Source organism: Paucibacter sp. DJ2R-2 (genome assembly GCF_025717675.1).
In the GTDB taxonomy this organism is placed as follows: domain Bacteria; phylum Pseudomonadota; class Gammaproteobacteria; order Burkholderiales; family Burkholderiaceae_C; genus Paucibacter_A.
On the sequence record NZ_JAJIRT010000004.1, the window covers coordinates 395586 to 415912 of the forward strand.

At 65.8% G+C, this 20327-nt stretch carries 23 protein-coding genes; 14 read left to right on the plus strand and 9 right to left on the minus strand.

Annotation, left to right across the window (positions count from 1 at the left end; genetic code table 11):
- Positions 1–8: 8 nt before the first annotated feature.
- Both arfB and LNV28_RS13095 read left to right on the plus strand, forming a co-directional pair.
- Entirely contained in the window at positions 9–407 is a 399-nt protein-coding gene (arfB, locus tag LNV28_RS13090) for an alternative ribosome rescue aminoacyl-tRNA hydrolase ArfB (protein WP_411969972.1), read from the plus strand.
- A 141-nt stretch (positions 408–548) separates the two neighbouring features.
- A complete protein-coding gene (locus tag LNV28_RS13095) occupies positions 549–971 on the plus strand; it encodes a PspC domain-containing protein (RefSeq protein WP_263517986.1) in 423 nt (140 codons plus the stop codon).
- 8 nt (positions 972–979) lie between these two features.
- On the opposite strand, the gene LNV28_RS13100 is transcribed toward LNV28_RS13095, so the two are convergent.
- Positions 980–1678 (minus strand): hypothetical protein, encoded by a 699-nt coding sequence (locus tag LNV28_RS13100; protein WP_263517987.1) that lies wholly within the window; start codon positions 1676–1678, stop codon positions 980–982.
- A 254-nt stretch (positions 1679–1932) separates the two neighbouring features.
- On the opposite strand from LNV28_RS13100, the gene fumC reads away from it, so the two are divergent.
- Positions 1933–3336, plus strand: coding sequence for a class II fumarate hydratase (gene fumC / locus LNV28_RS13105; protein ID WP_263517988.1), 1404 nt, complete (start codon positions 1933–1935; stop codon positions 3334–3336).
- A gap of 72 nt (positions 3337–3408) precedes the next feature.
- Here fumC and LNV28_RS13110 read toward each other — a convergent pair whose 3' ends face one another.
- The gene (locus tag LNV28_RS13110; protein ID WP_263517989.1) at positions 3409–3927 is read right to left on the minus strand and encodes a PEP-CTERM sorting domain-containing protein; all 519 of its coding nucleotides are present in this window, start codon (positions 3925–3927) and stop codon (positions 3409–3411) included.
- A gap of 128 nt (positions 3928–4055) precedes the next feature.
- Entirely contained in the window at positions 4056–4712 is a 657-nt protein-coding gene (locus LNV28_RS13115) for a PEP-CTERM sorting domain-containing protein (RefSeq protein WP_263517990.1), read from the minus strand.
- A 324-nt stretch (positions 4713–5036) separates the two neighbouring features.
- Between LNV28_RS13115 and LNV28_RS13120 the strand changes: the two genes are divergently transcribed.
- On the plus strand, positions 5037–7265 hold the full coding sequence (locus LNV28_RS13120) for a sensor histidine kinase (RefSeq protein ID WP_263517991.1): 2229 nt from the start codon (positions 5037–5039) through the stop codon (positions 7263–7265).
- Between the two features lie 12 nt (positions 7266–7277).
- Here the strand turns inward: LNV28_RS13120 and LNV28_RS13125 are convergent, their stop codons facing one another.
- The 3 genes from LNV28_RS13125 to LNV28_RS13135 form a co-directional block, all read right to left on the minus strand.
- On the minus strand, positions 7278–8159 hold the full coding sequence (locus LNV28_RS13125) for a DMT family transporter (protein ID WP_263517992.1): 882 nt from the start codon (positions 8157–8159) through the stop codon (positions 7278–7280).
- A gap of 100 nt (positions 8160–8259) precedes the next feature.
- Positions 8260–8655, minus strand: coding sequence for an MAPEG family protein (locus tag LNV28_RS13130; RefSeq protein ID WP_263517993.1), 396 nt, complete (start codon positions 8653–8655; stop codon positions 8260–8262).
- A gap of 36 nt (positions 8656–8691) precedes the next feature.
- Positions 8692–9321: a LysE family transporter gene (locus LNV28_RS13135; RefSeq protein WP_263517994.1), complete on the minus strand. Its 630-nt coding sequence runs from the start codon at positions 9319–9321 to the stop codon at positions 8692–8694.
- A 184-nt stretch (positions 9322–9505) separates the two neighbouring features.
- Here LNV28_RS13135 and LNV28_RS13140 point away from each other — a divergent pair, with 184 nt between their 5' ends.
- Positions 9506–10087 (plus strand): TMEM175 family protein, encoded by a 582-nt coding sequence (locus LNV28_RS13140; protein ID WP_263517995.1) that lies wholly within the window; start codon positions 9506–9508, stop codon positions 10085–10087.
- A 42-nt stretch (positions 10088–10129) separates the two neighbouring features.
- Positions 10130–11497: a DNA repair protein RadA gene (gene radA, locus LNV28_RS13145; protein WP_263517996.1), complete on the plus strand. Its 1368-nt coding sequence runs from the start codon at positions 10130–10132 to the stop codon at positions 11495–11497.
- Here the strand turns inward: radA and LNV28_RS13150 are convergent.
- Both LNV28_RS13150 and LNV28_RS13155 read right to left on the minus strand, forming a co-directional pair.
- On the minus strand, positions 11484–13499 hold the full coding sequence (locus LNV28_RS13150; protein WP_263517997.1) for a sensor domain-containing diguanylate cyclase: 2016 nt from the start codon (positions 13497–13499) through the stop codon (positions 11484–11486). The two genes, radA and LNV28_RS13150, sit on opposite strands and share 14 nt — an antisense overlap.
- Positions 13496–14263 (minus strand): substrate-binding periplasmic protein, encoded by a 768-nt coding sequence (locus LNV28_RS13155; protein WP_263517998.1) that lies wholly within the window; start codon positions 14261–14263, stop codon positions 13496–13498. The genes LNV28_RS13150 and LNV28_RS13155 overlap by 4 nt, the downstream gene beginning before the upstream one ends.
- Before the next feature lie 239 nt (positions 14264–14502).
- Here LNV28_RS13155 and LNV28_RS13160 point away from each other — a divergent pair, with 239 nt between their 5' ends.
- The 8 genes from LNV28_RS13160 to LNV28_RS13195 all read left to right on the plus strand — a co-directional run bounded on the left by LNV28_RS13160 (position 14503) and on the right by LNV28_RS13195 (position 19540).
- Positions 14503–14889 (plus strand): hypothetical protein, encoded by a 387-nt coding sequence (locus LNV28_RS13160; RefSeq protein ID WP_263517999.1) that lies wholly within the window; start codon positions 14503–14505, stop codon positions 14887–14889.
- Positions 14890–14935: 46 nt separating this feature from the next.
- Positions 14936–15142, plus strand: a complete 207-nt coding sequence (locus LNV28_RS13165) for a zinc-finger domain-containing protein (protein WP_263518000.1) — start codon at positions 14936–14938, stop codon at positions 15140–15142.
- A gap of 2 nt (positions 15143–15144) precedes the next feature.
- Positions 15145–15597 carry a YybH family protein gene (locus tag LNV28_RS13170; protein ID WP_263518001.1) on the plus strand — a complete coding sequence of 151 codons (453 nt, stop codon included), beginning with the start codon at positions 15145–15147 and terminating at the stop codon, positions 15595–15597.
- A gap of 14 nt (positions 15598–15611) precedes the next feature.
- Positions 15612–16631, plus strand: a complete 1020-nt coding sequence (locus LNV28_RS13175; RefSeq protein WP_263518002.1) for a YheT family hydrolase — start codon at positions 15612–15614, stop codon at positions 16629–16631.
- A gap of 133 nt (positions 16632–16764) precedes the next feature.
- A complete protein-coding gene (locus tag LNV28_RS13180) occupies positions 16765–17754 on the plus strand; it encodes an ATP-binding cassette domain-containing protein (protein WP_263518003.1) in 990 nt (329 codons plus the stop codon).
- A complete protein-coding gene (locus LNV28_RS13185) occupies positions 17751–18518 on the plus strand; it encodes an ABC transporter permease (protein ID WP_263518004.1) in 768 nt (255 codons plus the stop codon). Before LNV28_RS13180 ends, LNV28_RS13185 begins: the two co-directional genes overlap by 4 nt.
- A gap of 34 nt (positions 18519–18552) precedes the next feature.
- Positions 18553–19086 carry a DUF2946 family protein gene (locus LNV28_RS13190; RefSeq protein ID WP_263518005.1) on the plus strand — a complete coding sequence of 178 codons (534 nt, stop codon included), beginning with the start codon at positions 18553–18555 and terminating at the stop codon, positions 19084–19086.
- Between the two features lie 79 nt (positions 19087–19165).
- Positions 19166–19540 carry a DUF2845 domain-containing protein gene (locus tag LNV28_RS13195; protein WP_263518006.1) on the plus strand — a complete coding sequence of 125 codons (375 nt, stop codon included), beginning with the start codon at positions 19166–19168 and terminating at the stop codon, positions 19538–19540.
- A gap of 107 nt (positions 19541–19647) precedes the next feature.
- Here the strand turns inward: LNV28_RS13195 and LNV28_RS13200 are convergent, their stop codons facing one another.
- Positions 19648–20202, minus strand: coding sequence for a c-type cytochrome (locus LNV28_RS13200; protein WP_263518007.1), 555 nt, complete (start codon positions 20200–20202; stop codon positions 19648–19650).
- Positions 20203–20327: the final 125 nt, after the last annotated feature.

Consider the following 20327-nt stretch of genomic DNA (forward strand, 5'->3'; position numbering starts at 1 on the left):
CGGTGATCCTGAACTGGACGCCCGCCGACTGGGAGCTGGACTTCAGCTTCATACGCGCCAGCGGCCCGGGCGGGCAGAACGTCAACAAGGTGTCGAGCGCCGTGCACCTGCGCTTCGACATTGAACGCTCCAGCTTGCCGCCCCTGATCAAGCAGCGCCTGCTGGCTCTGTCCGACCAGCGCCTCAACAACGAGGGCGTGATCGTCATCAAGGCGCAGGATTCGCGCAGCCAGGAGGCCAACCGAGCCGATGCGGTGGCCCGCTTGGTCGATCTGGTCCAGAGCGTGGCCCACACGCCCAAAGCCCGCAAGGCCACCAAGCCGACCTGGGGCTCCAAGCAGCGCCGCCTGGAGGGCAAGGCGCAGCGCAGCGGCATCAAGGCCAGGCGCGGCCGGGTGCAGGAATAGGCGATCCGCGGGTATACCCTGATTCCATGCAGCTGAGGCCCCGAGCCTTGCAGTTCGTCGCAGGCCGCTGGACCGACCCTGGCGGCCTGCGCACACTGACTTCCATGGCAACTCGCCATGCAAGACCAGGAGCCCCGCATCATGTCCCTCAGCAACGAACTGGAACGCCTGGCCGAACTGCATCAGCGCGGTCAACTGTCCGACGATGAGTTTCAGCGTGCCAAGGAGCGGCTGTTGCAAGGGCAGGCCAGCGAGTCGTCCAGCACCTACAGCCGTGCCCAGGCCCAGCCGGATCGCAAGGAGCAAGGCTTGGGCTCGGCCATCAACCGCCTGCAGCGCAGCCGCGATGAACGCTGGTTGGGCGGCGTCTGCGGCGGCCTGATGGAGATCAGTGGCACAGCGGCCTGGATCTGGCGCCTGATCTTCCTGTCCCTGCTGTTCTGCCACGGCGCCGGTCTGCTCGCCTACCTGCTGCTCTGGCTGCTGGTGCCCGAAGCGCCCAAGCCCGTCCCGGGCCTGGGCTGGCAGAACGACGAGGGCACTCGCAAAGCGCCCTCGCTTTGAGCGTGAACTCAATCGACGCGGAAGGCAAACTCCTGCTCGAAGCGATGGTTGCCGGGACAGACATAGTGTTCGCGCAGCGTGCTCTCGATGGCGCCCATCAGTTGGCGGCGTGTCTTGCCATCGAGGGCGCCGCGCGCGGCCAGCAGCTCGGTGGCCACCACGCGACCCTCGCGCACGGTGGCCAGGATCTTGAACACCGCCTCACCACTCCAACTCAGGGCGGGCAGCTCGGGCCGGGCCATCTGCGTGCAGACCATGCCGGCCTGACGAATCGCCGGCTCGACCACGGGCGGGCTCTGCACGGGCTCGGCCACGGTCGGCCGCGGGCTGTAGTCCACCACCGGCGGACCGTCGTAGCGGGTCTGGATGTCGGTGGGGCTGGGATCGCGCTGGATCACGATGTCGGGCAACGGCACCTTGATTGGCAAAGGAATGTCGCGCAAGTGCTGCGGCAGCTCCACCGCGATCGGCTGGGGCACAGGCTCGGGCGGCTTGGGCGCATCCATCAGAACCTCCACCTCGGTCTTGGCCGGTGGTTTGGGCAGGCTGGGTCGGGCAAAGCCCTGAATCAAGCCGACCACCAGAGCCACATGCACCAAGACCGCAATGCCCAGGCCGGTGTAGCGGGCCGGGCCCGGCTGAGGCTTCAGTGCAGTGTCGAATACAAAAGAGAGAGAAGTTGAAGAGGTAGCGAGCTGCTGAGTCATGCGATCCATCCTTTCGATCAAGGCAAGAGGGTCTTCGATGAAGGGCCTGACGTCTTCACTGGCGCGGGCCTGAGCCCAGGCTAAGGAGGAGCGGTGCCGCGCGTCAACGGCGAAACAGGACGCCCACCGCGCCTGTGGCTGCACGCAGACAAGCCCAGCCATGACCTCCGGGACCCCTGCGCGCTTGTGCCAAGCTCGGGGGTGCACCGCCCCCGCTTCGGGAAGAACGGCGGCACGCTTCAGGAGGCCCGTCCATGCCCGATTCCTCCGCCGCCCCGCAGCGGCTTGAACACGACAGCTTCGGCGACATCGCCGTTCCCGCCGAGCACCTCTGGGGCGCGCAAACGCAGCGCTCCTTGCAGTTCTTTGCCATCTCCACCGAACGCCAGGCGCCCGAGCTGATCCATGCATTGGTGCTGGTGAAGAAGATCAGTGCCCGTGTCAACGGCGAGTTAGGTCTCTTGGAACCGGCCAAAGCCGAGGCCATCGTCGCGGCCGCCGATGAAATACTGGCCGGGCGCTGGGCCGAGGAGTTCCCGCTGTCGGTCTGGCAGACCGGCTCGGGCACGCAGACGAATATGAACGTCAACGAGGTGCTGGCCAACCGCGCCAGCGAGCTGCTCGGCGGCCCGCGCGGCCCCGCGCGCCGGGTGCACGCGAACGACGAGGTCAACCTCGGCCAGTCCTCCAACGACGTCTTTCCTACCGCCATGCACATCGCCGCGGCGCTGGCGATCGAGCAGCAGCTGATGCCGGCCCTGGAGGAGTTGCGCAGCCAGCTCGACCTCAAGGCCCGGGCCTTCGCCGACATCATCAAGATCGGCCGCACGCATCTGCAGGACGCCACGCCCCTGACCCTGGGCCAGGAGTTTTCGGGCTATGTGGCGCAGCTGGCGCAAGGCCGGCTGCACCTGCAAGCCGCCCTGCCCCATCTCTACCAACTGGCCCTGGGCGGCACGGCGGTCGGTACCGGCCTGAACGCCCACCCCGCCTTTGCCGAGCGCGCTGCGGCCGGCATCGCCGAGGCGACCGGCCTGCCCTTTGTCAGTGCGCCCAATAAATTTGAGGTGATGGCGGCGGCCGATGCCCTCGTGCACGGCCATGGGGTACTGAAGACCGTGGCCGCCAGCCTGATGAAGATCGCCAACGACATCCGCTGGCTGGCCAGCGGTCCGCGTTGCGGCCTCGGCGAGCTGCAGATCCCGGAGAACGAACCGGGCTCCTCCATCATGCCGGGCAAGATCAACCCGACCCAGAGTGAAGCCCTGACCATGATCTGCTGCCAGGTCTTCGGCAACGATGTGGCGCTCAATTTCGGCGGCGCCAGCGGCAACTTCGAGCTCAATGTGTTCCGACCGATGATGGCCCACAACTTCCTGCAAAGCGCCCGCCTGCTCAGCGACGGTGCGCGCAGCTTCAGCCAACACTGCGTTGCGGGCATCGAGCCGCGGCGCGAGCGCATCCAGCAATTGCTCAATGAGTCCCTGATGCTGGTGACGGCCCTGGCTCCCCATATCGGCTACGACCAGGCCGCTCAGATTGCCAAACTGGCGCATACCCAGGGCAGCAGCCTGCGCCAGGCGGCCCTGCAATTGGGCCTGCTGAGCGAGCAAGACTTCGACCGCTGGGTGCGCGTCGAGGACATGGTCGGCCGCTGAGTCAGGAGCGGCCATGAAAAAAGGCGAGCGGCCCGAAGGGCGCTCGCCTCTCAGAAAGCTGCGTACGGAGGTTCAGGCGGCCGCGCCGGGCGCCAGCTTACGGCGGCGCGCCAGGGCGCCGATGCCGGCCAGGCCCAGCGCCATATAGACGTAGGAGGCGGCTTCAGGCACGGCCGTGACCGAGAAGCTGATCGGGGTCTCGATCGCCTGGCCATCGACCACCTGCAGGTCGAAATGCTGACCCTCGAAGAAATAGACATTGAAGTGGCCCGCATCTCCACCGCCCACGTCATAAAGCATGCCGGCATCGGTGAAGTAATTGCCGCTGTTGGCGAACTGGTTGTCGTAGGCAAAGTTGCCGTCTTCGCCCACGGGCACCAAACCTAGGATGGCCACACCATTGCGGCTACCGCTGATGCTGAGGATGTCCTCGGGTACCAGGGCGGCACCGGCGGTCGTGAAAGTGCCAGAGGCGCTCACGCCCGTGCCGGTATAGGACCAGGCCCAGCTCGTGTCGGCCTGCGCCAAGCCAGAGGCCATGAGGGCGGCGCCGCTCAGAAGTGCAGCAGCGACTTGCTTGAGAAACTTCATGGGACATCCTTTGCGTGAGTGGTGTCGCCCGGAAACCGGGAACTGAAAACCAAATCACGATAGGCCGGGCTTTCAGCAGCGTCAACGAGGGCAAAGCCCAAGAGGGCTTGCCCGGCCCCTAAGTTCAATCAAACCTGCCGACGCCGACGGGCGACCAGACCCAAGACACCCAGACCGGACAGCAGCAAGGCGTAAGTTTCAGGTTCCGGCACGGCCGCGACGGCTGCCAGGGTCAGGTTGTCGGCGGTGGGCCAGAGGACCGTACCGGCAGCCGGGGCCGACTGCAGCGTGGCGGACAGCAAAGCACCATCGGATACAAAACCGACGAAGCTGCTGGTCGTGGCGCCCGTGATGGTCTGAGTGACCGTGCCGCTGGCGTCGGTGGCGGTCAGCACCACATCGCCGGCCGCAAATAGGCCCGAGATGTTGGAACCGAAGAAGTTGCCGCCGAAGGCGCTCACACCGCCGGTGAAGCCGTTGAAGGTCACGGAGTCGGTGGCGATATTGGTGGACAACCAGGGATTGGCCACGGTGCCGGCACCCCAGAAGCTGCTGGTGCTGGCGGTCGCGGTGTAGCCATAGGAACCGGCGGTGCGATTGATGGGGCTGGGGGTGGCGCCAGTGATGGAAAAGCCGGTGAAGGTGTCGACGCCAGGCGCAGTCACAGCAGCCAGGAAGGCCGCTTGTGAGGTGTAGACCGTCACCGTGGCATGGGCGCCGCCGGCGAAGCAGACCAGCGTGGCCAGAGCCAGAGGCTGAAGCAGGAATTTGGATGTGAGCGACATGGACAGTTCCCTTGAGGTCAGTGCGTGGAGTTCGCGAAACGAGGCGCCAGGGTGGCGCTTCGAAGCCTCAGTGTCAGCAGCGTGACAAATGCTCACAAGTCTATGAGCTAGGGGGATCTGTCCCCGGCAAAGGGCTCAGGCCAACCCTGTGTTTCAGACTGGCACGGGCAGCCCAGGCACCGGGCCTTGGCACTCAAGGCCGCAATCAGCCCGTCTGATGCAGATCGCAAAAATGGTGGGACGCTGAGATTTGATTCGCGGTTAGCATGCCACCGCGCGCCTTCGCCATTGGGGTCAAAGGGCAGCTACGCAACCCTCCGCTTCATGCAATCGTGGCGCCAAGCCTTTCGTGAGCAGTCCCTGGCGCGCCAGCTGCTGTTGCAGCTGAGCGTGCTGGTGTTCCTGATGCTGCTGTCGCTGGCCGGCATGGCCTATATCTTGGTCGGGCGCCTGGTCGAGCAAGGCGTCCCGCCGATCTTGCAGCGCAGCGTGGAGCTGCAAGCAGCCCTGCAAGGCCAGACCTTCAAGTCGGCACAGATCAGCGTGGAAAGGCTGGCCAAGGAATGGCTGCATCGGATTGACCAGCCTTCCGACGCCGAGATCGAGCGCCGGTTTGCACAGCTGTTTGAGCGCCAGGCTGATGGCGTCTGGCGCATCCAAGCGCCATGGATAGACACGCTCCGAGCGCCGACTTTCTACCTTCAGCATGGCGCACAAGGACCCGATGCCTCGGTACGCCGCCGCGCTGTTGTCAGCCATACCCTGCTCAGTGAGCAGGGGCCGGCGCTCGTGCCGCCGTATTTTTCGGTGTACACCGACTTTGTCGAGAAGGGCCTGATGGTGTTCTCGCTGGGCATCGACTGGGGCAAGAGCGCTAGCTCGGCCACCGACAACTTCAGCTACCCCACCATGACCGGTTCGGACCCGGCTCGCAATCCGGAACGACGCAGCTTCTGGACGCCCGTCTACTACGACGGCGAAGCGAAGGCGTGGATGGTTTCGGTGATCCAGCCCCTCGATTGGCGCGGGCGCTGGGTGGGCACCATGGGGCATGACATCACCATCGACACCTTGCTGCAGCAGATCGCCGAAACCAAGGCACCGCTGGCTTCGGTGTCCATGATCTTCAGCCGCGACGGCCATCTGATCGCCCACCCCGAACTGCGCGAACGAATTGCCGCAGCCCAGGGTCAACTGGCTTTGGGTGATTTGAAAGACCCGGTGCTGAGCTCGGTGCATCAGCTGATCAAGAGCGCGCCCTCCGAGCAGCGCAGCGCACGTACACCGGATGGCCGCTATCTGCTGGTTTGGTCGCGCATCGATGGGCCTGACTGGTGGTCGGTGCAGCTGCTGCCGCAAGCGGCCATCAATGCGCTGCTGGAGCGACTCGTGGGCGCCTTGCTGACAGTCGGCGCCATCACGCTGCTTCTGACTTTGTTGCTCTTGAAGGCTTTGATCCGTCAACGCCTGCAAAGACCGCTGAATGCGATCACCGCGTCCACGGAAGCCTTGGCTGCGCACCTGCTGAGCGGGGCCGAACCGCAGGCCCTGCCGCCGCAGGCTTCACGGGATCTGCGGCGCCTGAACCAGGCCTTCGACAGCATGGCGACCGAGTTGGCGGTACATCGGCGCCAGGAACAAGCGGCCTTGCTGGCCTTGGAAGGCGAAGTGCAAGAACGCCGCCACGCCGAGGAAGCGGTGCGTTTACTGAACCTGTCTCTTGAAGCGCGCGTGCGCGAACGAGGCGACGCCTTGCAGCAAGCTCAGAACGAGCTGGTTCAGCGCGAAACCCTGGCCAGCCTGGGCTCCCTGGTGGCGGGGGTCTCGCACGAGCTCAACACACCCATCGGCAATGCCTTGATTGCCGCCGACACCGCGAGCAGCGCACTCCAGCAGGCACAGCAACAGCTGGCCGGAGGCACGGTCAAGCGCAGCGAACTGCTGTCCCGCATCGCCTTGGCCGAGCAATCACTGGAGCTGTGCCTTGGCAATCTGCGCCGCAGCGCCGGCTTGGTGCGCGACTTCAAGCAAGTTGCAATCGACCGGGCCAGCTTGCAGCGCCGCCCTTTTGAGCTGAGAAAAGTCAGCGAGGAGGTGGTGCATCTGCTGCATTTCGCCTTGAAGACAGGGCACCATGAAGTCTTGATTGACCTGCCCGAAGACCTCAGCCTGGACGGCTATCCGGGTGCTTTTGGCCAAGTGCTGACCAATTTGGTGCAAAACGCGGTGCTGCATGGCTTCGACGAGCGCACGGGTGGCCGCATCGAGATCAAGCTGAAGTCAGCCGATGTACAGAGTGTGGTGATCACCGTCAGCGACAACGGCTGCGGCATTCCGCCGGAGCATCTGGACCAAGTCTTCAAACCCTTCTTTACCACCCGCTTCGGCAAAGGGGGCAGCGGCCTGGGCCTGCACCTGGTGTACAGCCTGGTGCGCAATGTGCTCGGTGGTCAGATCGAATTGCACAGCGAGCTGGGCAAGGGCACCAGCCTGACCTTGACCCTGCCGCGCCATGCGCCTGTCGACAGTGGACCGAGCAAAGTGAACGGCTGAGCCGAAGAGGCGTCAGGCAGGCCGTGTCGCCATGAAGATGCTGCCCAGGCACAGCCCCATGCCCGCGAGCGACAGCACATTGGGCACCCAGCCCTCCAGAGCTGCCGAGATGCCCAAGGCAATCACCGGAATCACCACCCCGGTCAGCGCCGCCCTGGCCGGACCCTGCAATTGCGCGAGCTTGAAATAGAGCACAAAGGCCGTCACCGAGCCGAACACCGCCAGGTAAAGCAGGCTCAGCACATAGGGCGCACGCCAGTCGAAATGCAGGCCTTGGCCGCTCAGCAGCGACATCAGCAGCAGGAACACCGCGCCATAGCCCATGCTCCAGGCCAGGATGGGCACCAGGGGCAGGCCGCGCCGCGTCAAGGTCAAGGTCAGCACATTGCCGATGCAGGCGGCCAGCACAGCCAGCAGGCCCAGGCCCAAGCCCAGTGCCGCGGTCGGGCGCGCGCCGGTCTCGGCGATCTCGGGCCAGAAGATCATCACCACGCCGACCACCCCGCCGCTGGCGCACAGCAAAAAGCGCCGCGTCACCTTCTGGCCGAAAAAGAAACGGCCGCTCAGCGCATTGCCAAACACCATGAGGCAGAACAACACGGCCACCAAGCCCGTCGGGATGTGACGTTCGGCCTCGTAGACCGAGTAGTAGTTGCCGCTGTACTGAACGATGCCGGTGGCCAGCATCAGCAGATGGGCGCCCGCCGGCATGCGCAGCGATTCACGGCGCCAGAGCGCCAGCCCGAACAGCAAGGCGGCCGCGATGGCAAATCGCCAGCCCACGGAGTTGAGCACCGGCACGCCGCTGTCCAACTGGTACAGGATCACATGCCAGGTGCTGGCCCAGATCAGGGTCGGGCCCCAGAACAGCCAACGGGTGGAAATGGTGGGCATCGAAAAAAGAAAACGCCTGCTTCAGGCGTTTGTGAAAGGAAGGAAGGGGGAAGGAAAAAAGGCAGCGCCAAGCGGCCCAACACCAAGTGTCTGTCCCGGCTCAGCCTAACAGGCTTCGACCATAGACCCAGAAGACATAGGCTGTTGCCGCCAAAAGCACAGAAAAAGTCATGGCCATGCCAGCAATGCGAAAGCTGAAATTCTCACGCGCCTGGCTGACACCGTAGGCATGCGAACAGCGGCCAAGCACCAACAGGAAGCCCAAGCCAAGCATCGCCCAAGTCGGAGCGCCCAGGTTCTCGGCGAAAAACAGGAGCAAGAGCGTGATGGGCACATACTCAGCGAAATTCGAATGCACCCGCACCGCGCGCAGCATCTCGCTATTGCCCGCATCACCCAGACCAATCTTCAGCCGATGGCGCAAACGCAGGGTTCGCACACTCAGCGCAAAAAACAGCAAGGCCAGAATGGCTGCAAACAAGGGGACGATGGGCATCACGAACTGTCCTTCTACAAATCGCCGTCAAACGATTCAAACGCTGCGCTTGAAACTGGCCAGCAGGGCGCCCGCCACCACGAACAAGCTGCCGAAGGTGCGGTTCATGGCCTTGATGTGGGCGGGCGAACGCAGGGCCGACAGCACGCGCGCGGCCAGCACGGTATAGCCGGCCATCACCACCAGATCGGTGAAGCCCAGGGTGGCGGCAATCACCAGATATTGATGCAACAAGCTGGCCTTGAGGTCGAGGAACTGCGGCACCACGGCCAGCAGGAAGACCGTGCCCTTGGGATTGACGGCATTGATGGCCCAGCCACGCAGCACCAGCTGGCGCCGTGTCACCTGGGCCGCTTCGCTGTCGGCCGCCACCATGGGCGTAGCCGGCGCGCGCCATTGCTGGATGCCCAGGTAGACAAGGTAGGCCACACCGAGCCATTTGACGATGGCAAAGCCCAGGCTGGAGGTGGCGATCAGGGCGCCCAGTCCCGCGCCGACCAGCAGGATCTGGGTCAGGATGCCCAGGATCAGGCCGAAGGTGGTGAAGTAGCCGCGCCGAAAGCCATGGTTGAGGCCGGAGCTCATGGCAGCGATCGCGCCGGCACCCGGCGACAGGCTGATGGCCCAGGAGGCGGCAAAAAATGTCACCCAGGTCGAAAACTCCATGTACAGCTCCTTGCGGCCCTGGCAAGACGCCGGCCAGGGCCGGATTCTGTCATCTCGGCCACGAACTTGCTGGGGGCGATCTGCGCCCGATGCCCACCCCTGGCGCCGGCCCCGCTTGCCCAGCATCTCTGGCTGAGGAACACTTCAGCCCCATTCAACTTGATGGCGCTCGCCCTCCTTCTCAATGCACAAGACCCGACTCGAAGCCTTCAGCGACGGCGTGCTCGCCATCATCATCACCATCATGGTGCTGGAGCTGAAAGTACCCCATGGTGAAGACCTCGCCACCTTGCTGCCCCTGGCGCCGGTGTTTCTCAGCTATGTGCTGAGCTTTGTCTATGTGGGCATTTACTGGAACAACCATCACCATATGCTGCACGCCGCCCGCCAGGTCAGCGGCGGTGTGCTCTGGGCCAATCTACACCTGCTGTTCTGGCTTTCCCTGTTGCCTTTCGTCACCGGCTGGATGGGCGAGAACCATTTCGGCGCCCTGCCCACCGCCTTTTACGGGGGCGTGCTGCTGATGGCGGCCGTGGCCTACTGGATCTTGGCGCGCAGCATCATCGCCACCGAAGGCCGCGAGTCGACCTTGGCCCAGGCCATCGGCCGCGACGGCAAGGGTCTCCTCTCGGTCTTGCTTTACGCCCTGGCGATTCCACTGGCCTTCTGGCAGACCTGGCTCGCGCAAGCCCTGTTCATCGGCGTGGCCTTGATGTGGTTGGTGCCGGACCGGCGCATCGAGCGCCAGCTTCAGCATCCCGGCTGAGGACTAGCGGGCTGCCTGACGGCGAGCGAGGACAATCGCCCCATGGCCAAAGAGAAATCCATCTACACCTGCTCCGACTGCGGCGGCATCAGCCCCAAATGGCTGGGCAAATGCCCGAGCTGCGGCGCCTGGAACACCTTGATCGAAGGCGTGGCCGAGGCGCCCGGCGCCGGCGGTAAGAACAACCGCTACCAAGCCCTGGCCAAGAGCCAGCCAGTGGCGACGCTGAGCGAGATCGAGGCCACCGATTTCGAGCGTACCCCCACCGGCCAGGATGAGCTGGACCGCGTGCTCGGCGGCGGCATCGTCGCTGGCGGCGTGGTGCTGATCGGCGGCGACCCGGGCATCGGCAAATCGACCCTGCTGCTGCAGGCCATCGACGACCTGTCGCAGAAGCTGCCGGTGCTCTATGTGACCGGCGAGGAATCGGGCGCCCAGATCGCCATGCGCTCACGCCGCCTCGGCCTGGCCGGGCACAAGGTGCGCGTGCTGGCCGAGATCAGCCTGGAAAAAATCCTGGCCACGCTGGAGGCCGAGCGCCCGGCCTTCTGTGTCATCGACTCGATTCAGACGCTGTACTCCGAACATCTGAGCTCGGCCCCCGGCTCGGTGGCGCAAGTGCGCGAGTGCGCGGCCCAGCTGACCCGCACGGCCAAATCCAGCGGCTGCGCCATGGTGCTGGTCGGCCATGTCACCAAGGAAGGCTCGCTGGCCGGCCCGCGCGTGCTGGAGCACATCGTCGACACGGTGCTTTACTTCGAGGGCGACACCCACAGCAGCTTCCGCCTGGTGCGGGCAATCAAGAACCGCTTTGGTGCCGTCAACGAGATCGGCGTGTTCGCCATGACGGAGAAAGGCCTCAAGGGCGTGGCCAACCCCAGCGCCATCTTTCTGAGCACCCACGGCGAGCCGGTGCCCGGCAGCTGCGTGCTGGTGACCCTGGAAGGCACGCGCCCACTGCTGGTCGAGCTGCAGGCCCTGGTCGACGGCGGCGGGCCCAGCCCGCGCCGGCTCTCGGTCGGCCTGGACCGGGACCGTTTGGCCATGCTGCTGGCCGTGCTGCACCGCCACGCCGGTGTGGCCACCCAGGATCAGGACGTGTTCGTCAACGCGGTCGGCGGCGTGCGCATCAGCGAGCCGGCGGCCGACCTGGCTGTGCTGCTGGCCATCCAGAGCTCGCTGCGCGGCCGGCCGCTGCCCAAGGGCTTCATCGCCTTTGGCGAAATCGGCCTGGCCGGCGAGGTGCGGCCAGCCCCGCGCGGCCAGGAGCGGCTCAAGGAAGCGGCCAAGCTGGGCTTCAGCGTCGCCGTCGTACCCAAGGCCAATGCGCCCAAAAAGCCGATCGAAGGCCTGACCGTCCATGCGGTCGAGCGCATCGAAGAGGCCATGGACTGCGTCAGGGGCTTGTGAAGCCTTCGCCCCCAGCGCCGCTGGCCGGGTCGCGCGAGGGTGCTGCAGGCGCGGCGGGCGGCGGGCCATAGCGGGCCTCGCCCAGCCAGGGTCGACCGGCGCGCTTGTTGCGGTACATGGCGTCGTCGGCGCTCTTGGCCAGGCTCAGCTCGTCCTGGCCGTCCTCGGGGAACAGGGCCAGGCCCAGCGAGCAGGTCATCTCCAGGCGCACGCCGCCGAGTTCCATGGGCTGGGCCACCTGGGTGTAGATCTTGTCGGCCACGCCCTGGGCCGACTCGCGACTCAAGGGCCCGGTCAAGAGCACCACGAATTCGTCGCCGCCGATGCGACCCACAGTGTCGGTCTCGCGCACGGCCGCCTTGATGCGCCGCGCCACGGTCTGCAGCAGCTGGTCGCCGACGGCATGACCGAACTGGTCGTTGATGGGCTTGAATCGGTCCAGGTCGAGCAGGATCAGGCCGATGGGCTCCTGATAGCGCCGCGCATTGGCCAGGGCAAAACGCAGGCGCTCGTCGAAATGGGCCCGGTTGGCCAGCTCGGTCAGGGGGTCGTGCAAAGCCATGAAACGCACACGCTCCTCGGACTGGCGGCGCGCATTGATGTCGGACAGGGTGCCGATCATGCGCACCGGCCTTTGCTGCAGGCTGCGTTCGACCACGGTGCCACGGGCCAGCACCCAGTTCCAACGCGCGGCCGGACCGGCCACCCGGTACTCGACCGAAAACTGGGCGGCCGAGCCCTCCAGGCAGGCTTGCGCCTCACTCTGCACCCGGGTCAGGTCCTCTGGATGAATCAAACCCCAGACCTGGCTGATCGGGCATGCGGCTGGCTCGGCCGGCAGACCCATCAGCTGCTTCCAGCGCGCCGAGCTGGCGAGCTGGCCGCTGGGCAGGTGCCAGTCCCAGACGCCGTCGCCGGCACCCTCGACCGCAAAGGCCCAGCGCTGCTCACTCTCACGCAAGGCCTGGGTCATTCGCTCGGCCAGGGCCAGGGCGCGTTCACGGGCGCTGCCCAGCAACCAGGCCAACAAGGCCAGAAGCAGGCTCAGCACCACCCCGGCGCACAGCACATTGGGCGCGTAGTCCGCACCGTGTCGGGCCGCAAAGCCTGGCCCTGCGGCCAGTTGCAGCGTCCAGGTGCGCCCGCCCAGCACCAGGAACTCGCTGGCCTGGCGCACGGCCGGCGGCGGCGCCTCGGCCAAGCCCAGGGGGTCGGGCCGCCAGCCGGCATCGGCACGGCGGTAGAGCAGGCGGCTTTCGTCCAGATCTTGTCCGTCGAACAAGGCCAGGGACAGGGATGCGGGCAGCTCGCCATACAGGCTGGCCATCAGCTCCGCGGCCGCCACCGGTGCCAGCACCCAGGCCTGCAGGGCCTGGCGCCGCTCCTCGATCGAGGCCGGCATGCGCCCGCCACGGTAGATCGGCAAAGCCAACGCGAAGCCGGGCTGCGCCGTCAGGGCCAGCTCACGCAGATTCAACAGCGGCGACAGGGCCAGATGGCCCGAGTCGCGCGCCAGCAGCAAGGTCTGGGACAGGGCCGGCAAGGTGCCCAGATCGAGTGCCATCAGAGCACGGTTGCGCAGCAGGCCAGGTTCCATCTGCTGGATCTTGAATGCCTGACCGGCGCGCGAGGCTTGTGGCAGCACGACGGCGATGCCCTGCAGGCCGGCAAAATCGGCACCCAGGGGCAAGGCATCCACATAACGCTGGAATGCCACGGCATCGAGCGGGCCGTGAACGCCCAGAAAACCCTGCACGCCTTGCAACAGATGCTGCTGTGCGGCCATGCGCTGCTCGATGCGCTCGCTGAGTTCGCGCAAGCTGGCATCAAAGGCCTGGCGCTGCACGGCCTGCTCGCGCGCCTGCTCGGAATGCCAGAAGCTCAGGGTCAGGCCCAGACTGAGCAGCAAGACCGCCAAGGGCAGGCCGCGCCCGCGCAGCCAGTTCGCTTGCGAGTTCAGGCCAAGCACGCCGCTGAAACCTCTGAGGCTGAAACGCTTCATGGCAAGGCCACCATGGCCCGCGCCATCTCGGGGCGAAAGTATTTTTCAAAGATGCGCAGCAGGCTGCCATCGCGGCGCATGCCTTCGATCAGCTCGCGCCAACGCGCCTGCTCGGCCTCGCTGAGGCTGGCGCGCGACATGATCAGGCCATGGGGCACGGGCGCGTCGCCGAAGTCGAGCACCTGGGCCAACTCGCGGATGCGCGCCGATTGCAAGGTCGGCAGGTCGAAGGGCTCGATGATCATGGCCTGAATCTGCCCGGCGCTGAGGGCATCGAACAAGGCACTGAGGCCGGTGGACTGCACCAGGCGTTGCTGCTCGGCCAGGCTGTCGACGAGGCGGTTGGCGCTCTCGCTGTAACGGAAGCTGCGAATCACGCCCAGCTTCAGGCTGCGCTGCCGCTCGAAGTCCTCGATCTTCTGGACCTGACTGTCACGCCGCAGCAGCAGTTGGTAGCGGTTGCTGAAGCACCAGGCGAAGCTGGCAAATTTCTCGCGCTGCGCATTGCTGATGCCGGACAGGCTGAAGTCGAGCGCGCCGCTTTCGACCAGCTGCCAGATGCGGGCGCGCGGCAAGAGCGAAACGAAAAACCTGCAGCCACTGCGCCGGGCCATCTCGTCGGCAATGTCCTTGTCGATGCCGCTGCCGGTCTCGGCCGAGTAGAGCAGGCCATGGTCATGCAGGGCCAGGCTGAAGGGGCGCGAGCAATCCGGGCCGCCGGCGGCATGGGCCGGAGCCACCGGGGCAAGCAGCAGCCCGGCCATCAAGGCGCCGAACCTGATGCACCGCCCGACTCCCATGCTTGCGCTGCACAACTGCACTGCTGCGTCCTCTCTTGCTGAGCCCGGGCCATCACTGGCCCTCCGGCCAGCGGCACCCAAAGCCTGCTGAGGCGCGCTCTGCTGTTGGAGCGCGGCCGCAGCCCTCCCGGAAAAGACTTCAAGAATACGCCAAAGCCATGACCGGCCCAAGACTGGATGGTCAGAAGCCGTAGGATGCAGCCATGAACACATGGATCGGTATTGGTTTGGCGCTGATCGCCCTGCTGGGCGGCGGCTTTCTCTATGGTTGGCAAGGCGTGATGCTCGCCCTGACGGTGGTGGTGTTCTGGCTGCTGCTGCAGTTCTCGCGCCTGATGCGGGTGATGAAAGCGGCGTCAGAGGGCCCGGTCGGGCATGTCGACAGCGCCGTGATGTTGAATGCCAAGCTGTGCAGCGGCATGAAGCTGGTCGAGGTGCTGCCCCTGACGCGCAGCCTGGGCCAGAAGATCAGCGAACAGCCCGAAACCTATGGCTGGACCGACGCCGGTGGCGCCCGCGTCGAGTTGCAGATGGAAAAGGGCACGGTGAGCAGCTGGCAGCTGATCCGCCCCGACGATCAAGCCTCGTAAAATCACGTTTTTGCGTCCGACCTTGTTCACACGAAAGCACCCTCCCATGAGCGAAGCCAAATCCATCGTCGAAGTCACGGCCGCCGATGTACAAGGTCCGGGCGTCGTTGCCTGCCCCAACCCCAAGATGAGCTTGTGGAGCAGCCACCCCAAGGTCTTCATCGACATCAGCCACGACGGCCAGGGCAAGTGCCCCTATTGCGGCACCGTCTACAAGCTCAAGGCCGGCGAAACCCTGCACAGCCACCACTGAGCATGCAGCCGCGCAGCAAAGCTCAAGCCGCCGCCCTGCTGGCCTCGCCCGAGGACACCGAACAGCAGTTCTACGAGGCCCTGCAGCAGGCCGACCTGGAGCGGCTGATGGAGGTCTGGGCTGACGAGGATGAGATCTCCTGCGTGCACCCGGGCGGCCCGCGCGTGGTCGGCCTGGGCGCGATCCGCGCCGCCTTCGAAGCGGTGTTCCAGCAAGGCGCCATCCCAGCCCATCCCGAGCGCGTGCGGCGCCTGCACACCGGCGACACCGCCATCCACCAGGTGCTGGAGCGGGTGCAGGTGCAGGGCCCGGACGGCCAGCAAAGCGCCTGGGTGATTGCCACCAATGTCTACCTCAAGACGGCCTTTGGCTGGCGCATGGTCTTGCACCATGCCAGCCCCGGCAATGCGCATGACATTCAAGAAGTGATCGAAGAGCCCTCGGTCCTGCACTGAGCGCGCCGCAAGCGATGCAGTATTCCGCGCCGCGCTGGCTGCCCGGCGGCCACGCCCAGACCATCTGGTCCGCCCTCTATGCCCGTCACAAGGGTGGCCCCGAGCTGCGCTTCCAGCGCCAGCGCTGGGACACGCCGGATGGGGACTTCGTCGATGTCGACTGGCTGAACTACGCGCCGCCCGAAGCGCCGGCCGGCAGCTTTTTGGCCCACCCCGGAGCAAGTGACGAGCGCATGCCGCCCCTGTTGGTGCTGTTTCACGGCCTGGAAGGCAGCTCGCAAAGCCAGTACGCGCAAGCCTTCGCCACGGTGGCCCGCTCGCGCGGCTGGGCCTGTGCCCTGCCGCATTTCCGCGGCTGTTCGGGCGAGATGAACCTGGCCCCGCGCGCCTACCATTCGGGCGACTTCGAAGAGATCGGCTGGATGCTGGCCCGCTGCAAGCAGCAGCACGAGGGCCCGGTTCTGGCGGCTGGCGTTTCGCTGGGCGGCAATGCCTTGCTGCGCTGGGCCGAGGAGTCAGGCCAAAGCGCCGCCACCACGGTGCGCGCGGTCTGCGCCATCTGTTCTCCGATCGACCTGGCGGCCTCGGGCCGCGCCATCGGCCGGGGTTTCAGCCGCCTGGTCTACACCCGCATGTTTCTACGCAGCATGGTGCCCAAGGCCTTGCGCAAGCTGGAACAGCACCCGGGCCTCTTTGACGGCGAACGCCTGCGTGCCGCGCGTGACCTGTACGAGTTCGACAACCTCTTCACCGCACCCCTGCACGGCTTTCGCAACACCGAGGACTACTGGGCGCGCGCCTCGGCCAAACCCCATCTGAAGCGCATCGGCATCCCGGCCCTGCTGCTCAATGCCCGCAACGACCCCTTTGTACCGGCGCACTGCCTGCCGCGGCAGCAGGACGTCGGCTCCTTCGTGCGCCTCTGGCAGCCGGCCCATGGCGGCCATGTCGGCTTCACCCACGGCAAGCCGCCCGGTGAAGTTTTCACCATGCCCGAGCAGGTCTGCGACTGGCTGCTGCGGGCCTTGGACTGAGCCGTCAAGGCCATTCATAGCGCATAACCTTCCACTCAGGCGTGCCAGGCCTCCAATCGCCCGAGCCGCACAGCTTGTCATTTCGTTCGCCGTATGCTGCGGGCGCCCGACAGTCAGGAAGGAGGGGCGTCAGATGAATCAGAGTTCGACACCGGCCGCAAGGCAGGCGCCGCTGATGCAGCTCAGCGCGGCGGCCAAGCGCTACCAGCGCGGCGGGTCCGCCGTCCAGGCGCTGCAGGATTTCGAACTGCGGCTGGACACAGCGGAGGTGATCGGTTTGCTGGGGCCCAATGGCTCGGGCAAAACCACCCTGGTCAAGATTCTGACCGGCCTCTGCGGCGCCGACCAAGGCGAGCTGCGCTGGCGCGATGGACCGGCCCAGGCCGCTGGCTTGCCCGGCCCGCATCTGCGCGAGATCGGCGTGTTGCTGGAGGGCCGGGGCGCCGCCTACGAGCGCCTCACCGCCCAAGAGAATGCGCGTTACTTCTGCGAACTGCGCGAGCAGCGCTTCAGCCCTGAGTACTTCCGGCACTTGGCGCGCCTGCTGGGTCTGGCTGATGTGGACACGCCAATCCGCCAGCTCTCCACCGGCAACAAGCTGCGCGCCGCCTTGATCGGCGCCCTGATCCACCGGCCGGCCCTGGTGCTACTGGACGAGCCCACCCTGGGCCTGGACCTGGAAGGCGTGGAGCGACTGCATGAACTGGTACACCAGGGTGCGTCCGCAGGCCAGACCTTTCTGATCGGCTCGCACGATCTGCATTTCATCGAGCGCCTGTGTCCACGCATCGTCAGCATCCACCGCGGACACAAGCGTTTTGACGGGCCGCGCGAGACCTTTCTTCATCAGGAGTTCCGCTACCGCCTGCAGGTGTGCAGCGACAGCCCCTGCCCGCCGCCTCCCGACTGGCTGAACGGACGCCCTTGGCAGCAGCAGGCCGGCCAATGGGTCTTGCCCCTGCGCGACCCGGCCGAGGCCGCACGCCTGATGGCCGAATGGGCGCCCTGGCTGGGCGCCTGCAGTTCGCTGCAGCTGCGTGCCGTCGAGCTGCGCGAACACTATCTGGAACAACTGGGAATCTCGGCCTCAGAAGGCGGGCTTGAGGAGGCGCTGGCGTCATGAACAACACGCCCTGGATTCGCCACGGCCTCAACGAGGCCCGCCGCAGCCTGGCCCTGGCTCGGCGCTACTGGGTCGAAACCTTGCTGGGCCTGGGCTTTGTCTTCAGCCTGTTCGGCGGCCTGGTCTTCGCCGTGCTCAAAGCCAGCGGCCAGTCCTTCGACTCGGGTCAGGCCGATGGGCTGATCACCGGCTTTGCCCTGTGGATGTTCGCCAGCGGCCTGGCCCATGGCTGCGCCAAGGAAATCACCGAGGAGACCCAGCAGCGCACCCTGGAGCAGTTGCAGCTGGCACCGCTGAGCCTGGAGCGACTGCTGGCCGTGCGCTTGCTGCTGGAGACGGCCGTCGGCCTGGTCCTGTTGGTGCTGACCTTGGCCTTGATCGCCCTGCTGACCGAGGGGCGGGTGCAGTTGAGTGTGCCGGCCCTGAGCCTGGCGGTGCTGGGTGCGCCGGCCATGGCCGGCCTGGGCTATGCGCTGGCGGGCCTGAGCCTGCTGGTCAAGCGCGGTGAGTTGCTGATGATCGCCGCCTACCCCCTGGTGATCGGCCTGGTGTCCTTGCCCGCCTTGCCGCTCTCGGGACTGTCGGCCCTGCCCTATGCGCTGGCAGCGGCGGCGGCGCGCGCGGCATCCGCTGGTGACGCCATCCCGAGCGAGGTCTGGGGCTGGGTGGCACTCGATAGCGCGGTCTTCCTGACGCTGGGCCTGATGGTGTTCCGTGCCTGCCTGCGCCAGGCACGGCAGCTCGGCGTGCTCGGCCACATCTGAGCGGAGCACTGGCAGCGGAACCTACACTGGGGCCATGGATGCCATCGTCGAAGCGGCCTTGAAGAAGTGGCCAAATGTTCCGCACTGCTACGGCTGGCTTGCCCTGGATGCGCGCGGCAACTGGTATATGCGCGACGAGCGCTGCCAGGCGGCCGGGCCCTTTCCGCAGGTCAAAGGCAGCCGGGTCACGCATGAGAAATTGCGCGAGTTCATCGAGCGCAACTACGCCGTTGACGAACGCGGCGCCTGGTTTTTCCAGAACGGCCCGCAGCGCGTCTATCTACAGTTGGAGGCCGCCCCCTGGATCTGGCGTCTGGACGGCGATACGCTGGCCACACCGTCGACGGTGCGCAGCCACACAGGCTTGAGCAGCACGGTCGACGCGGTCTGGCTCGATGAACAGGACCGCCTGTTCTTGAGCACCCCACTCGGCCTGGGCCTGGTGCACAGCCTGGACATGGACTGGGCGGCCCAAGCGGTCGAACAAGGTTTGTGGGTGCCCGAGGTCCGCAGCCACGAAACCTTGTTGCAACAGTTCGGCATCGTGCTGGCGCCCGCTGCCGACTGAGCCCTGCCGCTGTGGCCCGGGCGAGTCAACCCGCCCTCAGGAAGCGACGTTCAGGAGCATTGCTGCTCGAAGGTCTTGCATGAGAAAAAACACCCTGGTCGCGTCCAAGCTCTGTGCCATCGCCATCGGCGCCATGCTGTTGGCTCCCTCGGCCTGGGCCTTCCGCTGCAACTCCTATGTCATCGACGCCGGCATGCCCAAGTTCGAAGTGCTGCGCAAATGTGGGCAGCCGAGCAACAAGGAGCAACGCATCGACCGCCGCATCGTGCGGGTTCGCGTGCCCGCGCCTGCAGGCCCGAATGTGCCGCTGGGCGGCCAGGTCGAAGTCGAGCGCGAGGTGCAGGTTCAGGTCGAAGAGTGGATCTACAACTTCGGACCCAACCAGTTCATGCAATTGCTGGTTTTTGAAGACGGGCGTTTGATGTCCGTGAAGGACATCGGCTACGGCAGCTGAGGCGCAGCGCTCGCCTTGCCTCGCCTCGGTCGCTGGCATCGTTCCATCAAAGCAGCGGGCACAAAAAAACCGGCCAGAGGGCCGGTTTTCGGGAGGTAGAGCTTGGCTCAGTTCGCAGCAGAAGCGGCAGCAGCCGGCGCCTTGGGCTCATCGAACTTGGCACCACCCTTGTTGGACATGTAGACCACGGCGCGCGCGATTTCGAAGTCGCTGAAATCACCGCCGCCTTGTGCGCCCATGGCACCCTTGCCCTTGAGTGCCGAGTTCAGCAGCGCTTCGTAGCCGGTCTTCACGCGCGGGCCCCAGGCGGCTTCGTCGCCGAGCTTGGGAGCGCCCGCTGCGCCGGTGGCGTGGCAAGCCGCGCATTGGGCCTGGAACACTTGTTCACCGGTCTTGAGCGCTGCGACATTGTTCAGGTCCTTCAACTCGATCGCGCCGACCGGCTGGATGCGGGCCGCGACGGCCTGGGCTTCCAGGGCCTCGGTACCTGCCGAAGGCTTGCTGTCGGTCGTCACGTAGTTGGCCAGCATGATGATCACGATGACGGGCACGACAAAGGCGAAGAACACGGCCCAGGCCAGTTGCTTGGGCGTCTTGATCGGGCCTTCATGGGCTTCGTCAGCATGATCGTGCTCGTGTGCGTGATTCTGGTTTCCGCTCATGAAATCCTCGTTGGCGTCGGCAAGGGAAGATGCGCTGCCCGGCAAATCACCGGACGCAAAACCGACAGATTATATCGTCGCCTACCCCGGAGCCTGGGCAAGGATTGAGCGTGATCACGGAGCTG